The sequence below is a fragment of the Pseudomonas veronii genome (assembly GCF_002028325.1).
GTDB classification, from domain to species: domain Bacteria; phylum Pseudomonadota; class Gammaproteobacteria; order Pseudomonadales; family Pseudomonadaceae; genus Aquipseudomonas; species Aquipseudomonas veronii.
In genome coordinates this window covers 4,322,400-4,343,367 of record NZ_CP018420.1, presented here as the reverse complement: position 1 = coordinate 4,343,367, position 20,968 = coordinate 4,322,400, and the positions used below count along the sequence as shown (strand labels likewise).

Annotated in this window: 19 protein-coding genes; 5 read left to right on the top strand and 14 right to left on the bottom strand. The window is 62.5% G+C overall.

Annotation, left to right across the window (positions count from 1 at the left end; genetic code table 11):
* Positions 1-27: 27 nt before the first annotated feature.
* Together PverR02_RS19650 and PverR02_RS19645 are read right to left on the bottom strand one after the other, a co-directional pair.
* On the bottom strand, positions 28-1,089 hold the full coding sequence (locus PverR02_RS19650; protein ID WP_046385232.1) for an FUSC family protein: 1,062 nt from the start codon (positions 1,087-1,089) through the stop codon (positions 28-30).
* 23 nt (positions 1,090-1,112) lie between these two features.
* Complete coding sequence (locus tag PverR02_RS19645; RefSeq protein WP_079444194.1) at positions 1,113-2,729, bottom strand: NADP-dependent glyceraldehyde-3-phosphate dehydrogenase; 1,617 nt, start codon at positions 2,727-2,729, stop codon at positions 1,113-1,115.
* A 138-nt stretch (positions 2,730-2,867) separates the two neighbouring features.
* Between PverR02_RS19645 and PverR02_RS19640 the strand changes: the two genes are divergently transcribed.
* The 4 genes from PverR02_RS19640 (at position 2,868) to PverR02_RS19625 (ending at position 6,957) form a co-directional block, all read left to right on the top strand.
* Positions 2,868-3,731: a Dyp-type peroxidase gene (locus PverR02_RS19640; RefSeq protein ID WP_017848073.1), complete on the top strand. Its 864-nt coding sequence runs from the start codon at positions 2,868-2,870 to the stop codon at positions 3,729-3,731.
* A gap of 176 nt (positions 3,732-3,907) precedes the next feature.
* Positions 3,908-5,272, top strand: a complete 1,365-nt coding sequence (locus PverR02_RS19635; RefSeq protein ID WP_046382901.1) for an MFS transporter — start codon at positions 3,908-3,910, stop codon at positions 5,270-5,272.
* Positions 5,273-5,342: 70 nt separating this feature from the next.
* Positions 5,343-6,473 (top strand): MFS transporter, encoded by a 1,131-nt coding sequence (locus PverR02_RS19630; RefSeq protein ID WP_079444193.1) that lies wholly within the window; start codon positions 5,343-5,345, stop codon positions 6,471-6,473.
* A gap of 43 nt (positions 6,474-6,516) precedes the next feature.
* Positions 6,517-6,957 carry an MEKHLA domain-containing protein gene (locus PverR02_RS19625; protein WP_017848070.1) on the top strand — a complete coding sequence of 147 codons (441 nt, stop codon included), beginning with the start codon at positions 6,517-6,519 and terminating at the stop codon, positions 6,955-6,957.
* Here the strand turns inward: PverR02_RS19625 and PverR02_RS19620 are convergent.
* Together PverR02_RS19620 and PverR02_RS19615 are read right to left on the bottom strand one after the other, a co-directional pair.
* Positions 6,954-7,475, bottom strand: coding sequence for a DUF3087 domain-containing protein (locus PverR02_RS19620; protein ID WP_046382904.1), 522 nt, complete (start codon positions 7,473-7,475; stop codon positions 6,954-6,956). The two genes, PverR02_RS19625 and PverR02_RS19620, sit on opposite strands and share 4 nt — an antisense overlap.
* Positions 7,476-7,699: 224 nt before the next feature.
* Entirely contained in the window at positions 7,700-7,936 is a 237-nt protein-coding gene (locus PverR02_RS19615) for a DUF6555 family protein (RefSeq protein WP_046382905.1), read from the bottom strand.
* Positions 7,937-8,056: 120 nt separating this feature from the next.
* On the opposite strand from PverR02_RS19615, the gene PverR02_RS19610 reads away from it, so the two are divergent.
* Positions 8,057-8,881 carry an arylamine N-acetyltransferase family protein gene (locus PverR02_RS19610; RefSeq protein ID WP_046382906.1) on the top strand — a complete coding sequence of 275 codons (825 nt, stop codon included), beginning with the start codon at positions 8,057-8,059 and terminating at the stop codon, positions 8,879-8,881.
* Between the two features lie 88 nt (positions 8,882-8,969).
* Here PverR02_RS19610 and nuoN read toward each other — a convergent pair whose 3' ends face one another.
* The 10 genes from nuoN to nuoE all read right to left on the bottom strand — a co-directional run bounded on the left by nuoN (position 8,970) and on the right by nuoE (position 20,966).
* On the bottom strand, positions 8,970-10,433 hold the full coding sequence (nuoN, locus tag PverR02_RS19605; RefSeq protein WP_017848066.1) for an NADH-quinone oxidoreductase subunit NuoN: 1,464 nt from the start codon (positions 10,431-10,433) through the stop codon (positions 8,970-8,972).
* A 7-nt stretch (positions 10,434-10,440) separates the two neighbouring features.
* The gene (gene nuoM / locus PverR02_RS19600; protein WP_010566880.1) at positions 10,441-11,973 is read right to left on the bottom strand and encodes an NADH-quinone oxidoreductase subunit M; all 1,533 of its coding nucleotides are present in this window, start codon (positions 11,971-11,973) and stop codon (positions 10,441-10,443) included.
* Positions 11,974-12,028: 55 nt separating this feature from the next.
* Positions 12,029-13,882 (bottom strand): NADH-quinone oxidoreductase subunit L, encoded by a 1,854-nt coding sequence (nuoL, locus tag PverR02_RS19595; protein ID WP_017848065.1) that lies wholly within the window; start codon positions 13,880-13,882, stop codon positions 12,029-12,031.
* Positions 13,879-14,187: an NADH-quinone oxidoreductase subunit NuoK gene (nuoK, locus tag PverR02_RS19590; RefSeq protein WP_026140165.1), complete on the bottom strand. Its 309-nt coding sequence runs from the start codon at positions 14,185-14,187 to the stop codon at positions 13,879-13,881. Before nuoK ends, nuoL begins: the two co-directional genes overlap by 4 nt.
* Before the next feature lie 2 nt (positions 14,188-14,189).
* The gene (gene nuoJ / locus PverR02_RS19585) at positions 14,190-14,693 is read right to left on the bottom strand and encodes an NADH-quinone oxidoreductase subunit J (RefSeq protein ID WP_046382908.1); all 504 of its coding nucleotides are present in this window, start codon (positions 14,691-14,693) and stop codon (positions 14,190-14,192) included.
* Between the two features lie 9 nt (positions 14,694-14,702).
* A complete protein-coding gene (gene nuoI, locus PverR02_RS19580; protein WP_003174725.1) occupies positions 14,703-15,251 on the bottom strand; it encodes an NADH-quinone oxidoreductase subunit NuoI in 549 nt (182 codons plus the stop codon).
* A gap of 11 nt (positions 15,252-15,262) precedes the next feature.
* Positions 15,263-16,270 carry an NADH-quinone oxidoreductase subunit NuoH gene (nuoH, locus tag PverR02_RS19575; protein ID WP_017848062.1) on the bottom strand — a complete coding sequence of 336 codons (1,008 nt, stop codon included), beginning with the start codon at positions 16,268-16,270 and terminating at the stop codon, positions 15,263-15,265.
* Positions 16,267-18,981, bottom strand: coding sequence for an NADH-quinone oxidoreductase subunit NuoG (gene nuoG, locus PverR02_RS19570; RefSeq protein ID WP_017848061.1), 2,715 nt, complete (start codon positions 18,979-18,981; stop codon positions 16,267-16,269). Before nuoG ends, nuoH begins: the two co-directional genes overlap by 4 nt.
* A 135-nt stretch (positions 18,982-19,116) precedes the next feature.
* Positions 19,117-20,472, bottom strand: a complete 1,356-nt coding sequence (nuoF, locus tag PverR02_RS19565; RefSeq protein WP_017848060.1) for an NADH-quinone oxidoreductase subunit NuoF — start codon at positions 20,470-20,472, stop codon at positions 19,117-19,119.
* Positions 20,469-20,966 (bottom strand): NADH-quinone oxidoreductase subunit NuoE, encoded by a 498-nt coding sequence (gene nuoE / locus PverR02_RS19560; RefSeq protein WP_017848059.1) that lies wholly within the window; start codon positions 20,964-20,966, stop codon positions 20,469-20,471. The genes nuoF and nuoE overlap by 4 nt, the downstream gene beginning before the upstream one ends.
* Between the last annotated feature and the right edge of the window lie 2 nt (positions 20,967-20,968).

The window sequence follows — 20,968 nt, the reverse complement described above, 5'->3', positions numbered from 1 at the left end:
ACTAATCGCGGCTTTTCCGTTGGACGGTCAAATCTTCCATCGATTCGCGCTCAGCGCCAACCGTGAACGCATCGCCTCGACATTCGCCACCAGTTGCATCGTCAATAACCGATACCCGTCCAGTGCGTTATGCACCGAGCCCCCCAACTGCGGTTCAATGAACGCTGTGTTGCCCGGCCGCTCCAGTCGCTCGGTAGCCCCCGATTGCAACGCTCGCGCCATCCCCACCCACTGCACCCGAATCTGCCGATGCTCGGCCTTCAACATCACCTGCATCCGCGCCATTGCCTGTTCGTCGCGAGGGTCTGGCCGGGTGTTGCCCAGAATCTCCAGGGTGCTGATGCACATGCGCAAATGCCGCTGGATCGTGTCCAACTGGGTCATGGAGATCCGTACCTCCTTGGACACCGAGGGCATCAACGAACGCAGTTGCAGCATCGCCGTATTCACGCGGCTGAGCAGTTTGAGGTGTTCGTCGTCGGTGACCGATTGACCGCTGATGATGCGGTTATAGATCGCGGCACAGTCGCGCAAGGCACTGGCCAGGTTGTAGCGCCAGGAGTACACGGCATACAGCGGCAAGGCGAAGGAAAACGCCAGGGCCAACGCAATACCGATCAGGATATCGACCGTGCGCCACAACCCGTCCGACAGCGGATTGTCGCCATGCCCGGCGACGATAAACACGGTGATCGCCGACAACAAGGCGGTGTATCCGCCTTTGCCGATGGCGTGATAGGAGAAGAACCCGCACACCACCGACATCAACAAGTAGGTCAGCAGCGGCTGCCCCACATACGTCTCCTGCACCACCAGCAGCAAACCGACGCTGGCGCCGATCAGTGTGCCGTAGGCGCGTTCCATGGCTTTCTTGCCGATGTTGCCGTGGTGCTGCAGGCCGCCGATCACCACCAGCATGGTCACCGACGCCCACTCGCCGTGGGGCAGGTTGATGCCGGTGGTCAGCAGGATCGTCGCCAGCAAGCCGATGGACACGCGCACGGCGTGGATCAGCTTGGCATGGCGATAGCGGCGGTAAGGGTCGAGCAGCGGGCGCAGCAGGCGCCGGGCAAATACAGGCAAGTGCAGGTTAATCAACGGCGAGGCGTCCTCTAGAAAATGTAGTCAGTGGTCAAGAAGCTCGAGTTGCGGTTGTGCAGGATCTCGCTGAGCAGTGCCTTGTTGCTGTCCTGGAACTTGGTCGCCACCAGGGTGCGGATCGAGAACACACGCAAGGCGTCATGTACCGACAGTGTGCCTTCGGCCGAGTTCTTGCGGCCGTTGAAGGGGAAGGTGTCCGGGCCGCGCTGGCACTGGGCGTTGATATTGATGCGGCCGACCTGATTGGCGAAGGTGTCCACCAGCCGTCCGATTTCGGCCGGGTCGGTGCCGAACAGGCTCAGTTGCTGGCCGAAATCCGATTCCAGTACGTAATCGATCACGGTCTCCAGGTCACGGTAGGGCACGATCGGCACCACCGGGCCGAACTGTTCCTCGTGGTACACGCGCATCTGCGGGTTGACCGGGTACAGCACCGCCGGGTAGAAGAACGAACCGCGACTGACGCCGCCATCGGCATTCATCACGCGGGCGCCGTGTTGGGCTGCATCGGCCACCAGTGCCTTGAGGTAATCGACCTTGCCCACTTCCGGCAGCGGCGTCAGCGACACGCCGTCGTCCCACGGCATGCCGGGCTTCAAGGTCGCCAACTTGGCGTTGAATTTCTGGATGAAACTGTCGACCACGTCTTCATGCACAAACAGGATTTTCAACGCGGTGCAGCGCTGGCCGTTGAACGACAGCGAGCCGGTGACCGCTTCGCTGACGGCATTGTCCAGGTCGACCTGGGGCAGCACGATGCCTGGGTTTTTCGCGTCCAGGCCCAGGGCTGCGCGCAGGCGGTGCGGGCGCGGGTGCAGTTTTTTCAGGTCGCTGGCGGCCTTGTTGGTGCCGATGAACGCGAAGATATCGATCTTGCCGCTGGCCATCAGCGCGCTGACGGTTTCGCGGCCGCTGCCATAGATCACGTTGATCACCCCGGCCGGGAAGCTGTCGCGGAATGCCTCCAGCAGCGGGCGGATCAACAGCACGCCGAGCTTGGCCGGCTTGAACACCACGGTGTTGCCCATGATCAGCGCCGGGATCAGCGTGGTAAACGTCTCGTTCAACGGGTAGTTGTACGGTCCCATGCACAGCGCCACGCCCATCGGTACGCGGCGGATCTGGCCGAGGGTGTCCTGTTCCAGCTCGAAGCGGCTGCTGCGGCGGTCGAGTTCCTTGAGGGCATTGATGGTGTCGGTGATGTAGTCGCAGGTGCGGTCGAACTCTTTCTGCGAGTCCTTGAGGTTCTTGCCGATTTCCCACATCAGCAGCTTGACCACCGCATCACGCTGTTCGCGCATGCGCCGCAAGAACGCTTCGACGTGGCGGATGCGGTCGACCACGCGCATCGTCGGCCATTCCCCCTGGCCGCGGTCATAGGCGCGCACGGCGGCGTCGAGGGCGCTGAGGGCGGTGTCGGCATCCAGCAGCGGCGTGCTGCCGATTTGTACGCGTTCGTCGCCCAGTTGCACCGGGCTGAGCACTTGGGCCAAGGGGCCGTTCCACACCCGCAACTGGCCGTCGACCAGGTAATCGCGCTGTTCGATGGGCGCTCCCAGGCGGAATTGCTCGGGAATATCGGCGGCGCAGGAAGGAAACAGCTGGGCGAGCAGGTTATCGGTGGTCATGTCGCTACCCCTGAAATAGTTGCAAAACATGACTAGAGAGTCACCCAACAACGGGTTCTGTGGCAAGGCTTGCGCGCTTTCTTGTACGCACGGCTGCACATGGCGGGTAAACTGCGAGGCTTTCTTGAAGGAGTTCACATGAGTCAGTACCAGCCGGGCATTCTTGCCGCACCGGTGCCTTTACAGGCACGCCATCTGTTTTTTGCCGTGGACTCCCTGGCCGCTGTACCTGCTGCGTTGAACGCATTGGTGCAGTGGGCGGATTCGGCCGCAGTGGTCGGTCTGGGTGAGCCGCTGGTCAACGCACTGGGCGCGCAGATCGAAGGGCTGCGCGCATTCCCAGCGGTCAGCGCGCCGGGCGCGCACAACCCCTCCACGCAGCAAGCATTGTGGGTGTGGCTGCATGGCGTGGATCGCGGCGAATTGCTCTTGCGCAGCCGCGCGCTGGAGAAAGCCCTGGCCCCGGCGTTCCGCCTGGTGCAGTCGACTGAAGGCTTCCGCTACAAGAGCGGTTTTGATCTGACCGATTACGAAGACGGCACCGAAAACCCCCACGACGATGCCGCCGTCGAAGCCGCGCTGACCGACAGCGGCGCCAGCTTCGCCGCGATCCAGCAATGGCAGCACGACCTCGATGGTTTCGCCGCGTTGCCTGCCCAGGAACGCGACCACATCATCGGTCGCCGCCACGGCGACAACGAAGAACTGGAGGACGCGCCCGAGTCCGCCCACACCAAACGCACCGCCCAGGAAAGCTTCACCCCGGAAGCGTTCGTGGTGCGCCGCTCGATGCCCTGGGCAGAAAACGGCCAGGCTGGCTTGATGTTCCTCGCGTTCGGGCATTCCTTCGATGCGTTTGAAGCGCAACTGCGCCGCATGAGCGGGTTGGAAGACGGCATCGTCGACGGCCTGTACCGCATCAGCACACCGTTGACCGGCGGCTATTACTGGTGCCCGCCGCTCAAGGACGGGCGCCTGGACCTGAGTGCCGTGTCGATCTGACCAGGCGTTTGCCTGGGTCATTGCGCCAGCCCACGCGCCATCACCGATACGGAGTTGGCGCGTTTTTTTTACGGCTGCAGGCAACATGAAGATGTTGACAGCCAACGCATTGGCGACTGGAAAAAATCGTCGCAGCCCGTAATCTAGAGGCCTTTTGTCACCAGTGCGGATTGTGCATGTCTTCTGTTGCCGATGGGCTGCCCCTGAATAAACGCCTGCCGGCGGTGATCGCCATTTCCCTGGGCATCGGCATGGCGACCCTGGACACGGCCATCGTCAACACGGCACTGCCGACCCTGGCCGACGGCATTGGCACCGACTCCGCGTCGGTGATCTGGGTGGTCAACGCCTACCAGTTGGCGATCATTGCCACGGTGTTGCCCTTCGCTTCGCTGAGCGATGTGCTCGGGCACCGTCGGGTGTACCTCGGTGGCTTGTTGCTGTTTATCGTATCGTCGCTGTTTTGCGGGATCGCCGGGTCGCTGGTGACGCTCACGGCGGCGCGGGTGGTGCAGGGGCTCGGTGCAGCCGCGATCATGAGCGTCAACACGGCGTTGCTGCGGCATATCTATCCGTCGCGCATGCTCGGGCGCGGCCTGGGCTATAACTCGCTGGTGGTGGGGCTGGCGTTCACGCTCGGGCCGACGGCGGCGTCGGCGATCCTGTCGGTGGCGAGTTGGCACTGGCTGTACCTGATCAACGTGCCGCTGGGCTTGCTGGCGCTGCTGTTGGGCCTGCGCTCATTGCCGGTCATTCCCATGGCCGGGCATGCCTTCGATCGCCTCGCCGCGCTGTTGTGTGCCGGGCTGTTCGCCTTGCTGGTGCTTGGCCTGGGGACGGCGGTGCATGGCGCCCAAGGTGCGTTGACCCTGGGCCTGATCGCGCTGGCGCTGGTCTGCGGCGCGCTGCTGCTGCGCCGCCAGGCCGGGCACCCGGCGCCGATGCTGGCAGTGGACTTGTTCAAGCGCCCGGTATTTGCGCTGTCTTCGCTCACGGCGATCTGCGCCTTCAGTGCCCAGGGCCTGGCCTTTGTGTCGCTGCCGTTTCTGCTGCAGGCAGTGCTCGGGCACAGCCAGGTGGAGACCGGCTTTCTGATGACGCCCTGGCCTGCGGTGGTGGCGGTGATGGCGTTGGTCGCCGGGCGCCTGGCCGACCGCGTGTCCCTCGGCCTGTTGTGTGGGATCGGCCTGTTGATGCTGAGCGTGGGCATGGCGGCCCTGGCGACGTTGCACAATGATGCGTCGGCGTTCGAGATCGGCTGGCGCATGGCCTTGTGCGGAGCCGGTTTCGGGTTCTTCCAGTCGCCCAACCTCAAGGCATTGATGACCAGCGCACCCTTGGCCCGCAGCGGTGGGGCCAGTGGCATTGTGGCGATCTCGCGGTTGCTGGGGCAGACGCTGGGAGCGTCGCTGGTGGCGTTGTGTTTTCACTGGTCCCTGGGCAGCGGCCCGCACTACGCGTTGTGGCTGGGCTGTGCGTTTGCGTTGGTGGGCAGTGTGGCCAGCGGCCTGCGGTTGTTGCCGTATGACAAAAAGGTTTAATCGAGCGTTGTAAAAAGCCGTTCGAGAAGGCTACGGTGGCGACCTGAATATTTCGGGATGTTTCAGATTTATGGCAAGCCAGGCCCAACGCACTGCCGACATCACCTCCCGCCGCGCCGCGCTGACCTTGGCTTTATGCCTGCCCAGTGACGTGTTGCTCTATCTGCTGCTGCCCATGGAATCCCAGGCGTTCGGCATCACGCTGGCCCAGGCCGGGGTGCTGCTGGCGGCCAACCGACTGGTGCGGATTTTCGGTTACCGCCACGTGCTCAATTTCTATGCCCGCCACGGCGATCGTCTGACCTGCATGATCGCCGCCGGTGCCGCGACGCTGTGTGCCTTGGGTAACTCGATGCTGTCGGGCTTCGCTGCATTACTGGGCTTGCGGCTGGTCTGGGGCCTGTGTTTTGCCGCGTTGAACTTGTCGACCCAAGTGCTGGCGACCGCCGAGCCGACGGGTGCCGCACGCCGGGCAGGGCGGTCGCGGGCCTTGATCGCCCTCGGGCCGATGCTCGCATTGCCGCTCGGCGGCTGGCTGACCTTATGGGCCGGACCGCGTCCGATCTTTCTGATTCTCGCCGGATGCTGCCTGCTGGGCTTGTGGATGGCGCGGCGGTTGCCTACTGTCGGCCATGATTTGCACAGCAGTCCGGGGCGCCGTTTCAAGTGGCCCGACAGCGTGGCGCTGTGGTCGTTTATTGAAGGCGTGGCGCTGGATGGGCTGTTTATCTTTGGCCTGTCGATCCAGGCACAGAAGCTTCTCGGGGGCGACGCGGTGTTGATCGCCGGTGCCTTGATGGCCTTGCGTTATGTCTCGGAAATGCTCCTGAGCCCGCTGGGCGGTCGCGCCGCGCAACGCTTCGGCGCCACGTCGATGCTGTTGTTGTTTTCGTTCCTGAGCGCTTTGGCCCTGGTGGCATTCGGCAGTTATTGGGTGATCGTCGGCGCGGCGGCAGTGCTGGTGTTGCGGGCGTTGCAGTTGCCCCTGGTGACGACCTTGGTGGCCGAACGCAACCCCGGTTCGATGCGCGTGTCGGCATTGGCCTCCAACGCGGTATGGCGCGATATCGGCGCCGGCCTCGGGCCGCTGCTGGCGGGGTTGTTGCTGCCGGTCGCCGCGGCCCCTTGGGTGTTTGGCCTGGCGGGCGCCGCGATAGCCGTCAGCGCCGTGTTCTGCTGGCGGGCAAAGCGTTCCAACTGACAATGTGAGGTAGTGTGTGACCCGACAAGAAGACTGTGTACGTGTGCTGGATGACGCCTATCGACACTGGACCGGCCAGGGCTTGCCGGCGCCCGAGCATCTGGACGCAGAGCAACGCCTGACCTGGCTGCATGCCCATGCGCCCTACAGCCTGCTGGCCCACGATGGCGCGGCAGACCCGCGGTTTAACTACGCCAATGCGTGCGCCTTGGCGTGCTTCAAATACCCGCGCGAGACCTTCATCGGCATGCCGTCACGCTTCAGCGCCTCGGAACTCGACCGCGCCGCGCGCCAGGTGTTATTGGAGCACGTCAGCGCCAACGGCATCGCCCATGGCTACAGCGGCTGGCGGGTGGATGCACATCAGCAGCCGTTCATGATCCATGCCGGTGTGGTGTGGACGTTGCTCGATGCCGCCGGCCTGCCGTGTGGGCAGGCGGCGCTGTTCTGGCCGGATGCACAGCGTATCGGGGTGTTGGCTTAAGCGCCCTTGAAACTGTCCAGCCAGGACGGGTCGAAACGGGTTTGCTCGGTATCGAGCCCCAACGCTTGCATCTTCGCCCTATGTGCCTCGATCTCGCCGACCAACTGCACCTGGGCGCTGGAGTTGGCGTCCAGCTCATGCATCTGCGTCAGCCCCAGGTGATAGAACCGCAGCACCTTGAGCGCCGTCGGGTCATTGGCTTGCACGCGGTCGGTGACCTTGTGCATCACGTTGGTCACGCGCATCAGGTTGCGCTTGAGCTGCCAGCCATACACCGCCGGCGCCAGCCATGGCTGGGTCCAGAACGGGCCACGCACCAGGGCGAGGGTGATCAACACCCCGGCAAACACCCCACCCACGTTGTAGCGAAAGTTGTCGCCGCCGGCTTCGCCAAACAGCATCACCGCCAGGCTCGACAACAGCATCGCCAGGGCCACGAACAACACGGCCACGATCAACGTACTGCGACGGGTCTGCTGGCGGTAGGTGATGGGGTCGCAGGGTTTGAGTTCGAACATCCGGGGAAAATCTCCTTGGCGTTTGTAGGGGATAGGGCAGGGCGGCATCTTCTCATGCTTGGCGATGGGGTGTGCGGTAAACACGTTGAACGAAGGCGTGTGGGGCGTTCTCTATGATCGATTGCAAGCAGCCCCGGCCCGGATCGCACACGCAATGTCCCGAAAGAGCGTGAGCAACCAAGTGCTGTCGAAAAAAAAGCCCCGTCGTTGAACGGGGCGTTTGTTTATTTGGGCGGTACCCAGTTGACGTCGGTGATGCCGTACTTCTCGGCCCAGGGCCGGGTGGTTTTTTTCACCTGTTCGTGGCCGACCCGACCGATGCGGCTGACATGCGCAATATCGGCATCAACGGCCGCCCAGTGCCAGGCCTCGGCGTTATTCATCACTTCGGCACGCACCACGAAAGACTTCGGTTGACCGTGCAGTTGATAGGTAATGGTGTAGATTTTTGCGCTACTCATGTTGCCTCCCTGTCTTGTTATAGATGGATAGGAAAGCGTTTAAAAAGGTTCATTCGAAATGACAAATTGCCGGTCCGGGCGGCATAGTGGAGCCTTCGCCACGCGCCCAAGGATCGCGTCATGTCCCGCCTGACCCAAAGCCACCTGTACCTGCAACGCCTGGGCTACGCTGCGCCGCCGCCGCCGACCCTGCAAACCTTGCAGGACCTGCAATTGCGGCATGTGTGTACGTTCGCCTTTGAAAGCCTGTCGACCCTGCTGCGCTTGCCGGTGCCGATCGACCTGCCCAGCGTCGAACAAAAAGTCTTGCTCGATGGACGCGGCGGGTATTGCTATGAACTGAACCAACTGTTCCTGGAGCTGCTGCAGGAGCTGGGCTTCGACGCACGCGGCATCACCGGACGGGTCGTGATGGGCGGGCCACCGGATGCACACACCGCGCGTACCCATCGCCTGAGCCTGGTGACGGTGGACGGTGTGCGCTATATCTGCGACGTCGGCTTTGGCGGCATGGTGCCGAGCAGCCCGTTACGCCTGGACAGCGAAGCGATCCAGGCCACCGCCCACGAGCCCTTTCGGCTGACCGTTAAGCACGGCAGCTACACCCTGTGGGCCGAGGTTGGCGGGGAGTGGCGTGGCTTGTATGTGTTCGACCTGCAGGTGCAGGCAGACATCGACTATGAAATCGGCAACTGGTACGTCTCCACCCACGCGGGCTCGCCGTTTCTCGGTCAGTTGAAAGTGGCACTGCTCGCGCCGGGTAAGCGTCACACCTTGAACAACGGCCACTACGCGATGCACTCCCTGGACGGTCCCAGCGAAAAACGCGCGATAGCCAGTGCCGATGAATTGCTTGATGTGCTGCGCGGCACCTTTGGTCTTCGTTTGCCGGTGCATCAGCGGCTTCGCGAAACGCTCGATGGTTTAGTGTCGGCCAATCTTTAGACGCATTGAGGCCGCATCTTCTCTGGCCCATAAACGCAAAAACGGCACCCGAAGGTGCCGTTTCTGTTTACTGCATACCGCTAAGCGATCAAACGCCCAGTACCGCGTGCTGCACCAAAGTGAGCAACGGTTGTGGGTACACGCCGAGGAAGAAGGCGAGCACGGCGATGGCCAGCAGCATCACTCCACCGGCTTTCTGTTCCCAGTGCAGCTCGGCATCCACACGACGCAGGTTTGGCTCGATCAGGTACAGGGTGACCATCACGCGCAGGTAGTAGAACACGCCGATGGCGCTACCCAGGATGAGCGAGGCAACCAGCCACCATTGATGCGCTTCAACGCCGGTCGCGATGATGTAGAACTTGCCGATAAAGCCCGCAGTCAGCGGGATACCGGCCAGGGACAGCATCATCAGGGTCAACACGGCGGTCAGGTACGGACGGCGCCAGAACAGGCCGCGGTATTCGTACAGGGCGTCGGCGTCACGGCCTTTGTAAGGCGAGGACATCAGGGTGATGACACCGAAGGCGCCGAGGCTGGTGATCACGTAGGTGACCAGATACACGCCGATCGCTTCCAGAGCCAGGCCTTTGCTCGCCACCAGGGCGATCAGCAGGTAGCCGAAGTGGGCGATGGACGAGTAACCCAGCAGACGCTTGAGGTTGTTCTGGGTCAGCGCCAGCAGGTTACCGAACAGGATCGAGGCAACGGCGATCACGCTCAGTACGTCGCTCAACACGCCGGTGTTGGCCGCCGGGGAGATCTGGAACAGACGCACCACCACCGCAAACACCGCAACTTTCGTCGCCGTGGCCAGGAACGCGGCCACCGGCGCCGGAGCGCCTTCGTACACGTCCGGTGTCCACAGGTGGAAGGGCACCAGCGACAGTTTGAAAGCCAGGCCGATCAGCATCATCGCCAGGCCCAGTTGGGCGATCGGCGCAGGCATGCTGGTGGCCGCCAGGGCGTGGCCGATACCGGTGAAGCTCAGGCTGCCGGCTTCGGCGTAGAGCAGGGCCATACCGAACAACAGGAACGCGGAACCGGCGGCCGACAGCACCATGTACTTGATGCCGGCTTCCAGGGAACGCTTGTTGAAGAAGGCGTAGGCCACCAGGCCGTAGGTCGGGATCGACAGCAGTTCCAGGCCAATGAACAAGCCAGCCAGGTGCTGCGCGCTGACCAGCACGATGCCGCCGGCCGCAGCCAGCAGGATCAGCAGGTACAGCTCTTCGCGGTTGCCCGGGTAGCCGGTGCCGCCTTCGCCGAGGTAGGCGTGGGCGAGGGTGACGCAGGCCAGGGTGGCGACGAGGATCAACGCGATATACAGCAGCGCGAAGTCATCGATCATCATCAGCGGGGTCACCGCCAGGGGCGCGACCTTGAGTGCCGGGATGATCGACAGCAAGGCCAGGTTCAAACCCGCACAGGACAGCAGGAAGGTTTGCGCATGATTGCGACGCCAGGCGATCGACAGCATCACCACCACAATGGTGAGGCTGGTGATCAGCAGCGGCGCAAGCGCGATAAAGTGTTGGATCGTGAATTCCATAGCGCTCTTACCGGGCCGAAGCGAGTTGAGAGAAGGCGGTGCCGAACCACTGCTGCACGCCATGCATCGTTGCGGCAGAAGTGTCCAGGAACGGTTGTGGGTACACGCCGATGTAGATCAGCAGGACCGCCATACCGAGCACCATGATCAGTTCGCGAGCATCCATCCCGCGCAGGACGGTGTCGGACTTGGCCGGACCGAAGTACGCACGGTGGATCATGATCAGCGAGTAGACCGAACCGAATACCAGGCCGGAAGTAGCGATGGCGCTGATCCACGGTGTCTGCACGAAGGTCCCCATCAGGATCAGGAACTCGCCGATGAAGTTACCGGTGCCCGGCAAGCCCAGGGACGCGGCGGCAAAGAACAGGCTGATCGCCGGCAGGTAGGCGATGCGCGACCACACGCCACCCATCTCACGCATGTCACGGGTGTGCAGACGCTCGTACAACTGACCACTGAGGATAAACAGTGCGGCGGCTGAAACACCGTGCGCCAACATCTGGATCACGGCGCCTTGCAACGCCACCTGGCTGCCGGAGTAGATACCGATCAGTACGAAACCCATGTGGGAAACGGACGAGAAGGCAACCAGACGCTTGATGTCGGTTTGCGCGAAGGCCAGGAACGCACCGTAGAAGATCCCGATCAGACCCAGGGTCATGGCGATCGGCGCGAACTCGGCCGAGGCATTCGGGAACAGCGGCAGGGCGAAACGCAGCAGGCCGTAGGCCGCCGTCTTCAGCAGGATACCGGCCAGGTCCACGGAACCGGCGGTCGGCGCCTGGGCGTGGGCATCCGGCAGCCAGGAGTGGAACGGCACCACCGGCAGCTTCACCGCGAAGGCGATGAAGAAGCCCAGCATCAGGATGTACTCGGTGGTCAGGGACATCTTGGTTTTCAACAGATCGGCGTAGTTGAAGGTAATCACGCCCGTGCTGTTGAAGTTGACCAAGACCAGACCCAGGATCGCCACCAACATGATCAGGCCGGAAGCCTGGGTGAAGATGAAGAACTTGGTCGCCGCGTAGATCCGGGTTTTCTTGCCGTCCGAAGAACTATGACCCCAGAGCGCGATGAGGAAGTACATCGGCACCAGCATCATTTCCCAGAAGAAGAAGAACATGAACAGGTCGAGGGCGAGGAACACGCCGACCACGCCGCCCAGGATCCACATCAGGTTCAGGTGGAAGAAGCCCACGTGACGCTGGATCTCTTTCCAGGAGCAGAGTACCGAGAGGACACCCAGCAGGCCGGTCAGCAGGATCATCAGCAACGACAGGCCGTCGAGGGCCAGGTGTACGTTGATGCCGAAGCGCTGGATCCAGACGTGCTTGAACTCAAGCGCCCAGGTCGGATCGGCGCCAGGCGCCGGAGCAAATGAATAGTCGCCATGGGCCCACAGCCAGAGGCCGAGCGCGAGTTCCAGGGACATGGTCAGCAACGCAATCCAGCGGGGGAGGGTGGCGCCGAAGCGTTCACCCATCCAGCAGAGCAGGCCGCCGATAAAGGGGATCAGGATTAGCCAGGGCAGAATCATGACGGGCTCGTTTCCTTTCGCAAGTTCGCAAAGTTCGCAATGTACTTAGACATGGTCAGACCGCTACCACAACGATGGCGCCGATCACCAGAACGGCACCGGCCGCCATGGAAGCTGCATACCAACGTAATTGGCCAGTCTCGCTGCGGCTCAGGGCGGTGTGGCTAGCCTTGGCGGCACGCGGGATCAAACCGATGGTCTGGTCGAGCGGGTCTTTGCGCAGTACGTGGCTGATCGCAAGGTAAGGCTTGACGAACAGTTTGTCGTAGATCCAGTCGAAGCCCCAGGCGGCGAACCACCAGGCCGAAAGGAAACGGCCGATGCCACTGTTGGCGACGGCAGTGACGAAGCGACGCTTGCCGAGGAACAGCAGGGCCGCCAGCAGGATACCCGCGATGGCAATGGCGCCCGAGGCGATTTCCAGGCTGTGCTGGGCCTCGCCGCCGGCATGGCCGACGCTTTCCGGCAGTACGCCGGCCAGTGGCGGGGTGATCATGGCGCCGATGAAGGTCGACAGGATGATCAGCACCGACAGTGGCAGCCAATGCGAGATGCCGTGGCCTGCGTGTGCTTCGGTCTTGGCTTCACCGTGGAAGGTGATGAAGATCAGGCGGAAGGTGTACAGCGAGGTCATGAACGCACCCACCAGGCCTGCGTAGAGCAGGTTCTGGTTACCGCTGGCAAAGGCTTCCCAGAGGATTTCGTCTTTCGAGTAGAAACCGGCGGTCACCAATGGCAGGGCTGCGAGTGCGGCACCACCGACGATGAAGCTGGCGTAGGCCAGTGGCAGTTTCTTCCACAGGCCGCCCATCTTGAAGATGTTCTGCTCGTGGTGGCAGGCGACGATCACCGCACCGGAGGCGAGGAACAGCAGGGCCTTGAAGAACGCGTGGGTCATCAGGTGGAAGATCGCCGCGTCCCAGGCGCCGACGCCCAAGGCCAGGAACATGTAGCCGATCTGGCTCATGGTCGAGTAGGCGAGGATACGCTTGATGTCAGTCTGCACCAGCGCGGCGAAGCCGGCCAGTACCAGGGTCACGCCGCCGACCACGCCCACCAGGTGCAGGACGTCCGGCGCCAGGGTGAACAGGCCGTGGGTACGGGCGATCAGGTAGACACCCGCGGTCACCATCGTTGCGGCGTGGATCAGTGCCGAAACAGGTGTCGGGCCGGCCATCGCATCCGCCAGCCAGGTTTGCAGTGGCAGTTGCGCGGATTTACCGACAGCGCCGCCCAGCAGCATCAGGGTCGCCAGGGTGATCCAGAAGTCGCCGACCTGGAATTTCTGCGGTGCCAGCACCAGCAGTTCCTGGATGTTCAGCGTGCCCACCTGTTGGAACAGGATGAACAGGCCGATGGCCATGAACACGTCGCCGATCCGGGTCACGATAAAGGCCTTGAGTGCCGCGTTACCGTTGTTGCGGTTGCTGTAGTAGAAACCGATCAACAGGTACGAGCACAGGCCCACGCCTTCCCAGCCGAAGTACAGGAACAACAGGTTATCGCCCAGCACCAGGAACAGCATGCTGGCGATAAACAGGTTGGTGTACGCGAAGAAGCGCGAGTAACCGGCTTCACCGCGCATGTACCAGGACGCGAACAGGTGGATCAGGAAACCTACACCCACCACCACGCCGAGCATGGTGATCGACAGGCCGTCGACGTAGAGGGCGAAGTTGGGCTTGAAGCCCTCCACCGACATCCACTGCCACAACACCAGGGTGTAGTGGCCGCCTTCCGGCGGCGCGACGTTGAATTGCCAGATGACGTAGGCGGCGACAATCGCCGACAGGCCGATGGAGCCCACGCCGACCAGGGCCGAGAGGTTTTCCGACCAGCGTCCGCGAGAGAACGACAGCAGCAGGAAACCGATCAGGGGAAATACGAAAGTCAGAAAGATCATGTTCATCCGCGCATCTCACTGGCAGCGTCGATATCAAGCGTGTGGAAGCGACGATACAGTTGCAGCAGGATCGCCAGGCCAATACTGGCCTCGGCGGCTGCCAGGCTGATCACCAGGATGAACATGACTTGTCCATCCGGCTGGCCCCAACGGCTACCTGCCACGATGAACGCCAGTGCCGCAGCGTTCATCATGACTTCCAGGCTCATCAACACGAACAAAATGTTACGGCGAACCATCAGGCCGACCAGGCCAAGGCAGAACAGGATGCCGGCGACCGCCAGACCATGCTCCAAAGGGATAGCAGGCATCATCATTGCTCCTTGGCTTCGTTACGGCCCAAGTGGAAGGCGGTGATGACTGCGGCGAGCAGCAGCATCGAAGCCAGTTCGACCACCAGCAGATACGGGCCGAACAGGCTGACGCCCACGGCCTTCGCGTCAACGGTGGTGTGGCCGATGGCCTGGCCGCTCTGGTGAGCGAACAGGACATACAGCAGTTCAGCCAGCAGCAGCGCGGCGAGGACCACCGGGCCGAGCCAGATGCCCGGCTTGAGCCAGACGCGTTCCTGGGCGACCGAGGCCGGCCCGAGGTTGAGCATCATCACCACAAACACGAACAGCACCATGATGGCGCCAGCGTAGGCGATCACTTCCAGTACACCGGCGAACGGTGCGCCGAGGCTGAAAAAGGTCATGGCCACGGCGATCAGCGAAATGATCAGGTAGAGCAGGGCGTGCACGGGGTTGGTGTTGGTGACCACGCGAAGCGTGGACACCACTGCAATACCCGATGCGAAATAGAAAGCGAATTCCATCTTTCTTCCTTAAGGCAGCAAGCTCTTCACGTTGATCGGCTCGGCTTCGTTTTGTGCGGCGCCTTTCGGCTTACCGGCAACGGCCATACCTGCAACACGATAGAAGTTGTAATCAGGGTTTTTACCGGGACCAGAGATCAGCAGATCTTCTTTCTCGTACACCAGGTCCTGACGTTTGAACTCGGCCATCTCGAAATCCGGTGTGAGCTGGATCGCGGTGGTCGGGCAAGCTTCCTCGCAGAGGCCGCAAAAAATGCAGCGCGAGAAGTTGATGCGGAAGAAGTCCGGGTACCAGCGACCGTCTTCGGTTTCAGCTTTCTGCAGGGAGATGCAACCCACCGGGCACGCCACGGCGCACAGGTTGCAGGCTACGCAACGCTCTTCGCCATCGGGGTCGCGGGTCAGTACGATGCGGCCGCGATAGCGCGGCGGCAGGTACACCGCTTCTTCCGGGTATTGCAGGGTGTCGCGTTTGCGAAAGCCGTGACCGAACACCATCACCAGGCTTCGCAACTGGGTACCGGTACCCTTAACGATGTCGCCAATATATTTGAACATGGGTCAAATCCTCACTGAACCGCGCCCGCGGGCGTGTTCAACAACACAACGGCAGCCGTCACCAGCAAATTGATCAGGGTCAGCGGCAGGCAGAAGCGCCAGCTGAAATCCATCACCTGGTCATACCGTGGACGCGGAATGGAAGCGCGCAGCAGGATAAACAGCATGATGAAGAACGCGGTCTTCAGTAAGAACCAGAAGATCGCCAGCTGCGGCAGGATGCCGAACGGACCGTGCCAGCCGCCGAAGAACAGCGTGACCAGCAGGGCCGAGATCAAGATGATGCCGATGTACTCACCGACGAAGAACATGCCCCATTTCATGCCGGCATATTCAATGTGGTAACCGTCGGCCAGTTCCTGTTCCGCTTCCGGTTGGTCGAACGGGTGACGGTGAGTCACGGCGACGCCAGCGATGAAGAACGTACAGAAGCCAAAGAACTGCGGAATGATGAACCACAGGTTCTGCGCCTGGTACTCGACGATGTCGCGCATGTTGAACGAGCCGACCTGCACCACGATGCCCATCAGCGCGAGGCCCATGAACACTTCGTAGGACACGGTCTGGGCCGAGGCCCGCAAGCTGCCCAGCAGGGCGAACTTGTTGTTACTGGCCCAGCCGGCGAACAGCACCGCGTAGACCGACAAGCCGGCCATGGCGAAGAAGAACAGCAAGCCGATGTTCAGGTCCGCCACGCCCCAGGTCGGGGTGATCGGGATGATCGAGAAGGCGATCAGCAAGGCGCTCATGGCCACGACCGGTGCCAGGGTGAAGATCACCTTGTCGGCAAACGGCGGGGTCCAGTCTTCCTTGAAGAACATTTTCAGCATGTCGGCAGCGATCTGGAACATGCCGAACGGGCCAACGCGGTTCGGACCGTAACGGTCCTGCCACCAGCCCAGCAGGCGACGTTCGACGAAGCTGAGCAGGGCGCCCGCCACGACCACGGCCAACAGGATCACGATGGCCTTGACGACCGCAATGATCACATCGATGACTTCAGGGGTGAACCAGGTCATTGCGCTGCCTCCTGCAGACCGTCAACGGTTTGGCCAAAGATCGACGGTGGAATACCGGCGATGCCTTTTGGCAGTGCAACCAGGCCGGCACCCAACTCGTCGTTGATGCGCAGCGGCAGACGCAGGGTCTTGCCAGCGACGTTCAGACTGAGCAGGGCACCATCGTTGACGCCGAGACGGTCGGCTTCGGACTTGGCCAGGGACACGTAGGCAGCCGGGATGCGTTCTTGAACCGGTGCGGCTTTGGACGAGGTCTCGTCGCTGCCGAACAGGTGGAAGAACGGCACAACCTGCCAGGTGCCCTGGGCCGGGTTGAACGGACGCGGTACGGCGGCGAACCAGTTCAACGCATCGCCCTGGGGTTCGATCAGGCGGGTACCCGGGTCGCCAGCGCGGATGTGACCACCGACTTCGTCCTGGAACTTGTTCCAGGCCTGCGGCGAGTTCCAGCCCGGCGACCAGGCAAACGGCACCTGCTGACGCGGCTCGACCGAACCCGAGTAACCTTCCATGGAGAAGGCGAACGCGGTGTCGTTGTCTTGCGGAGTACGCGGTTCATGCACGCTGATGTCGGCCCGCATGGCGGTACGACCGGAGTAGCGCAGCGGCTCACGGGCGAGTTTCATGCCCTTGATGCGGAACGCGGCGGACGGTGCAGCGTCGACGATACGTGCCAGTTGCGGGGCGCTCGCCGCGACGGCTGCGGTGACGTGGTCGAGTTGGGTCCAGTCGATCGGCTGATTGAGCAGAGTCGAGCGCAGGGCATGCAGCCAGCGCCAGCCTTCGTGAACCAGGATGCTGGCATCCATGTACTTCGGATCGAACACCTGGAAGAAGCGCTGGGCGCGGCCTTCCTGGCTGACCAGGGTACCGTCGCCTTCGGCGAAGGTCGCGGCCGGCAATACCAGGTCGGCACGCTCGCTGGTAGCGGTCTTCTGGTGGTCGGCGACGATCAGCACTTTGGCAGCGTTCAGCGCGGCGTCGACCTTGGCCGAATCCGTGCGGGTGTACAGGTCGTTTTCCAGCACTACCAGGGCGTCGGCTTTGCCGTCGATCACGGCTTGCAGGGCGCTGTCGACGGACTCGCCACCGAGCATGGCCAGGCCGAGGCTGTTGGCTTCCGGCACGATCAGGCTGATGGAACCGTTCTTCTCGCGCAGCTTCAAGGCCTTGGCGATGTTGGCCGCCGCTTCGATCAGCGCCTTGGAACCCAGCGAGGTGCCGGCGATGATCAGTGGGCGCTTGGCTGCCAGCAGGGCGTCGGCGATGCGTTGGGCAAGTGCCACGGCTTCAGCGTCCAGGCCTTCGACGGCCGGCGCGCTGGCGTCAAGGGCGTGGGCCACGGCGAAACCGAGGCGGGCCAGGTCATCTGGCGCTGCGTGTACGCATTCTTCGGCGATGTCGTCGAGCTTGGTTTCGGCCAGGCTGGCGATAAACAGCGGGTTCAGCGCGTGCTGGCCGATGTTTTTCACCGCGGCGTCGAGCCAAGGCTGTACGCGCATGGCGTCGGCCATGGCTTCGGCCTTGCCTTTGACCGACTGGCGCAGCGACAGGGCCATACGTGCGGCGGTCTGGGTGAGGTCTTCACCGAGCACGAAGATCGCATCGTGGTCTTCGATGTCGCGCATGTTCGGCACTGGCAGCGGGCTGTCGTTCAGCACTTGCAGGACCAGGCGGATGCGCTCCAGTTCAGCGGCTTCGATACCGCAGTAGAAGTGCTCGGCGCCGACCAGTTCGCGCAACGCGTAGTTGCTTTCGAGGCTGGCACGCGGCGAACCGATGCCGACGATGTTGCGACCGCGCAGCAGGTCGGCGGCTTTATCCAGGGCTTCGTCGGTGTTCAGCTTCGCGCCGCCGGCCAGCAGTGGCTGGCGTGGGCGGTCTTCGCGGTTGACGTAGCCATAGCCGAAACGGCCACGGTCGCACAGGAAGTACTGGTTGACCGAACCGTTGAAGCGGTTTTCGATGCGACGCAGTTCGCCGTAGCGCTCGCCCGGGGAGATGTTGCAACCGCTGGAGCAGCCATGGCAGATGCTCGGGGCGAACTGCATGTCCCACTTGCGGTTGTAGCGCTCGGAGTGCGTCTTGTCGGTGAACACACCGGTCGGGCAGACCTCGGTGAGGTTGCCGGAGAATTCGCTTTCCAGTACGCCGTCTTCAACGCGACCGAAGTACACGTTGTCGTGGGCGCCGAAGACGCCGAGGTCGGTGCCGCCAGCGTAGTCTTTATAGAAGCGCACGCAGCGGTAGCAGGCGATGCAGCGGTTCATTTCGTGGGAAATGAACGGGCCCAGTTCCTGGTTCTGGTGGGTGCGCTTGGTGAAGCGATAGCGGCGCTCGTTGTGGCCGGTCATCACCGTCATGTCTTGCAGGTGGCAGTGGCCGCCTTCCTCACAGACCGGGCAGTCGTGAGGGTGATTGGTCATCAGCCATTCGACGACACTGGCGCGGAACGCCTTGGATTCTTCATCGTCGATGGAGATCCAGGTGTTGTCGGTGGCTGGGGTCATGCAGGACATGACGATGCGACCACGGGTGTCGTTCTCGTCGGTGTACTGCTTGACCGCACACTGGCGACAGGCACCGACGCTACCAAGAGCGGGGTGCCAGCAGAAATAAGGGATGTCGAGGCCTAGTGACAGACACGCCTGTAACAGGTTGTCTGCCCCATCGACTTCGAGCGCTTTGCCGTCTACGTGGATAGTGGCCATGGTTCAAAGATCTTCGTTGGCCCGTTGTCAGCGGGCGTGGCTAATGGAATCTTGTTATTCATGTGCATCAACACAGCCTTGACGGCGTCAGCACATGACGAGGCGAAGGGCACGGACCCTTCGCCTGTTTAAGCGTTACGCGCCGACTACGATCGGCCTCGCCAGAGGCGGGACGGCGGCGCTGGTAGGCGCGATGCCGGCTTCGAACTCCGAGCGGAAATATTTGATTGCGCTGCCCAATGGCTCCACGGCGCCCGGTGCGTGAGCACAGAAGGTCTTGCCTGGGCCGAGGAAACCGACCAGCCCCAGCAGGGTTTCGATGTCACCCTCGCGGCCTTCGCCTTTTTCCAGCGCCATCAGCAGCTTGACGCTCCACGGCAGACCGTCGCGGCACGGGGTGCAGAAACCGCAGGATTCGCGGGCGAAGAACTGCTCCATGTTGCGCAGCAGCGAGACCATGTTCACGGTGTTGTCCACCGCCATCGCCAGGCCAGTACCCATCCGGGTGCCCACCTTGCCGATGCCGCCGGCATACATCTGTGCGTCGAGGTGCTCGGGGAGCAGGAAGCCGGTACCGGCGCCGCCTGGCTGCCAGGCCTTGAGGGTGTAGCCGTCGCGCATGCCGCCGGCGTAGTCCTCGAACAGCTCGCGCGCGGTCACGCCGAATGGCAGTTCCCACAGGCCAGGGTTCTTGACCTTGCCGGAGAAGCCCATGAGCTTGGTGCCCATGTCTTCACTGCCTTCGCGGGCCAACGATTTGTACCAGTCCACACCGTCGGCAATGATCGCCGGCACGTTGCACAGGGTTTCGACGTTGTTCACGCAGGTCGGCTTGCCCCACACGCCGACGGCGGCAGGGAAGGGCGGCTTGGAGCGCGGGTTGGCGCGGCGGCCTTCGAGGGAGTTGATCAGTGCGGTTTCTTCACCGCAGATATAACGCCCGGCGCCGGTGTGTACGAACAGTTCGAAGTCGAAACCCGAACCGAGGATGTTCTTGCCCAGCAGGCCCGCAGCCTTGGCTTCTTGCACCGCACGGTTGAGGTGCTTGGCGGCGGTGGTGTATTCGCCACGCAGGAAGATGTAGCCACGGTAGGTTTTCAGCGCGCGGGCGCTGATCAGCATGCCTTCGATCAGCAGATGGGGCAGTTGCTCCATCAGCATGCGGTCTTTCCAGGTGTTTGGCTCCATTTCATCCGCGTTGCACAGCAGGTAGCGGATGTTGATGGATTCGTCTTTGGGCATCAGGCCCCACTTCACGCCAGTGGGGAAGCCTGCGCCGCCGCGGCCCTTGAGGCCGGCGTCCTTCACGGTCTGGACGATATCGTCCTGGGCCATGTCGGCGAAGGCTTTGCGCGCAGCGGCGTAACCATTCTTGGCCTGGTACTCCTCGAGCCATACCGGCTCGGCATCGTCACGCAGGCGCCAGGTCAGCGGGTGAGTCTCGGGCGACCGCTTGATGCGGTTGGCCGGGCCGAAGGAAGTCAGGGTCATGGGTAGCCCTCGAGCAATTGGGTCACGCCAGCAGGCTGCACGTCACCGAATGTGTCGTCGTCGATCATCAACGCCGGCGCCTTGTCGCAGTTGCCCAGGCAGCACACCGGCAGCAGCGTGAAGCGGCCGTCCGGGGTGGTCTGGCCGAGGCCGATGCCAAGCTTGTTCTGGATCTCGCTGACCACCGACTCGTGACCGCCGATGTAGCAGACCATGCTGTCGCATACGCGAATGATGTGGCGGCCCACGGGCTGGCGGAAGATCTGGCTGTAGAACGTGGCCACGCCTTCAACGTCGCTGGCAGGGATGCCGAGGATCTCGCCGATGGCGTAGAGGGCGCCGTCCGGCACCCAGCCACGTTCCTTCTGGACGATCTTCAAGGCTTCGATCGACGCCGCGCGCGGGTCTTCGTAGTGATGCAGCTCGTGCTCGATGGCCGAGCGCTCGGTTTCACTCAAGGTGAAACGGTCTGTCTGGATAAGCGTGTTATTCATGC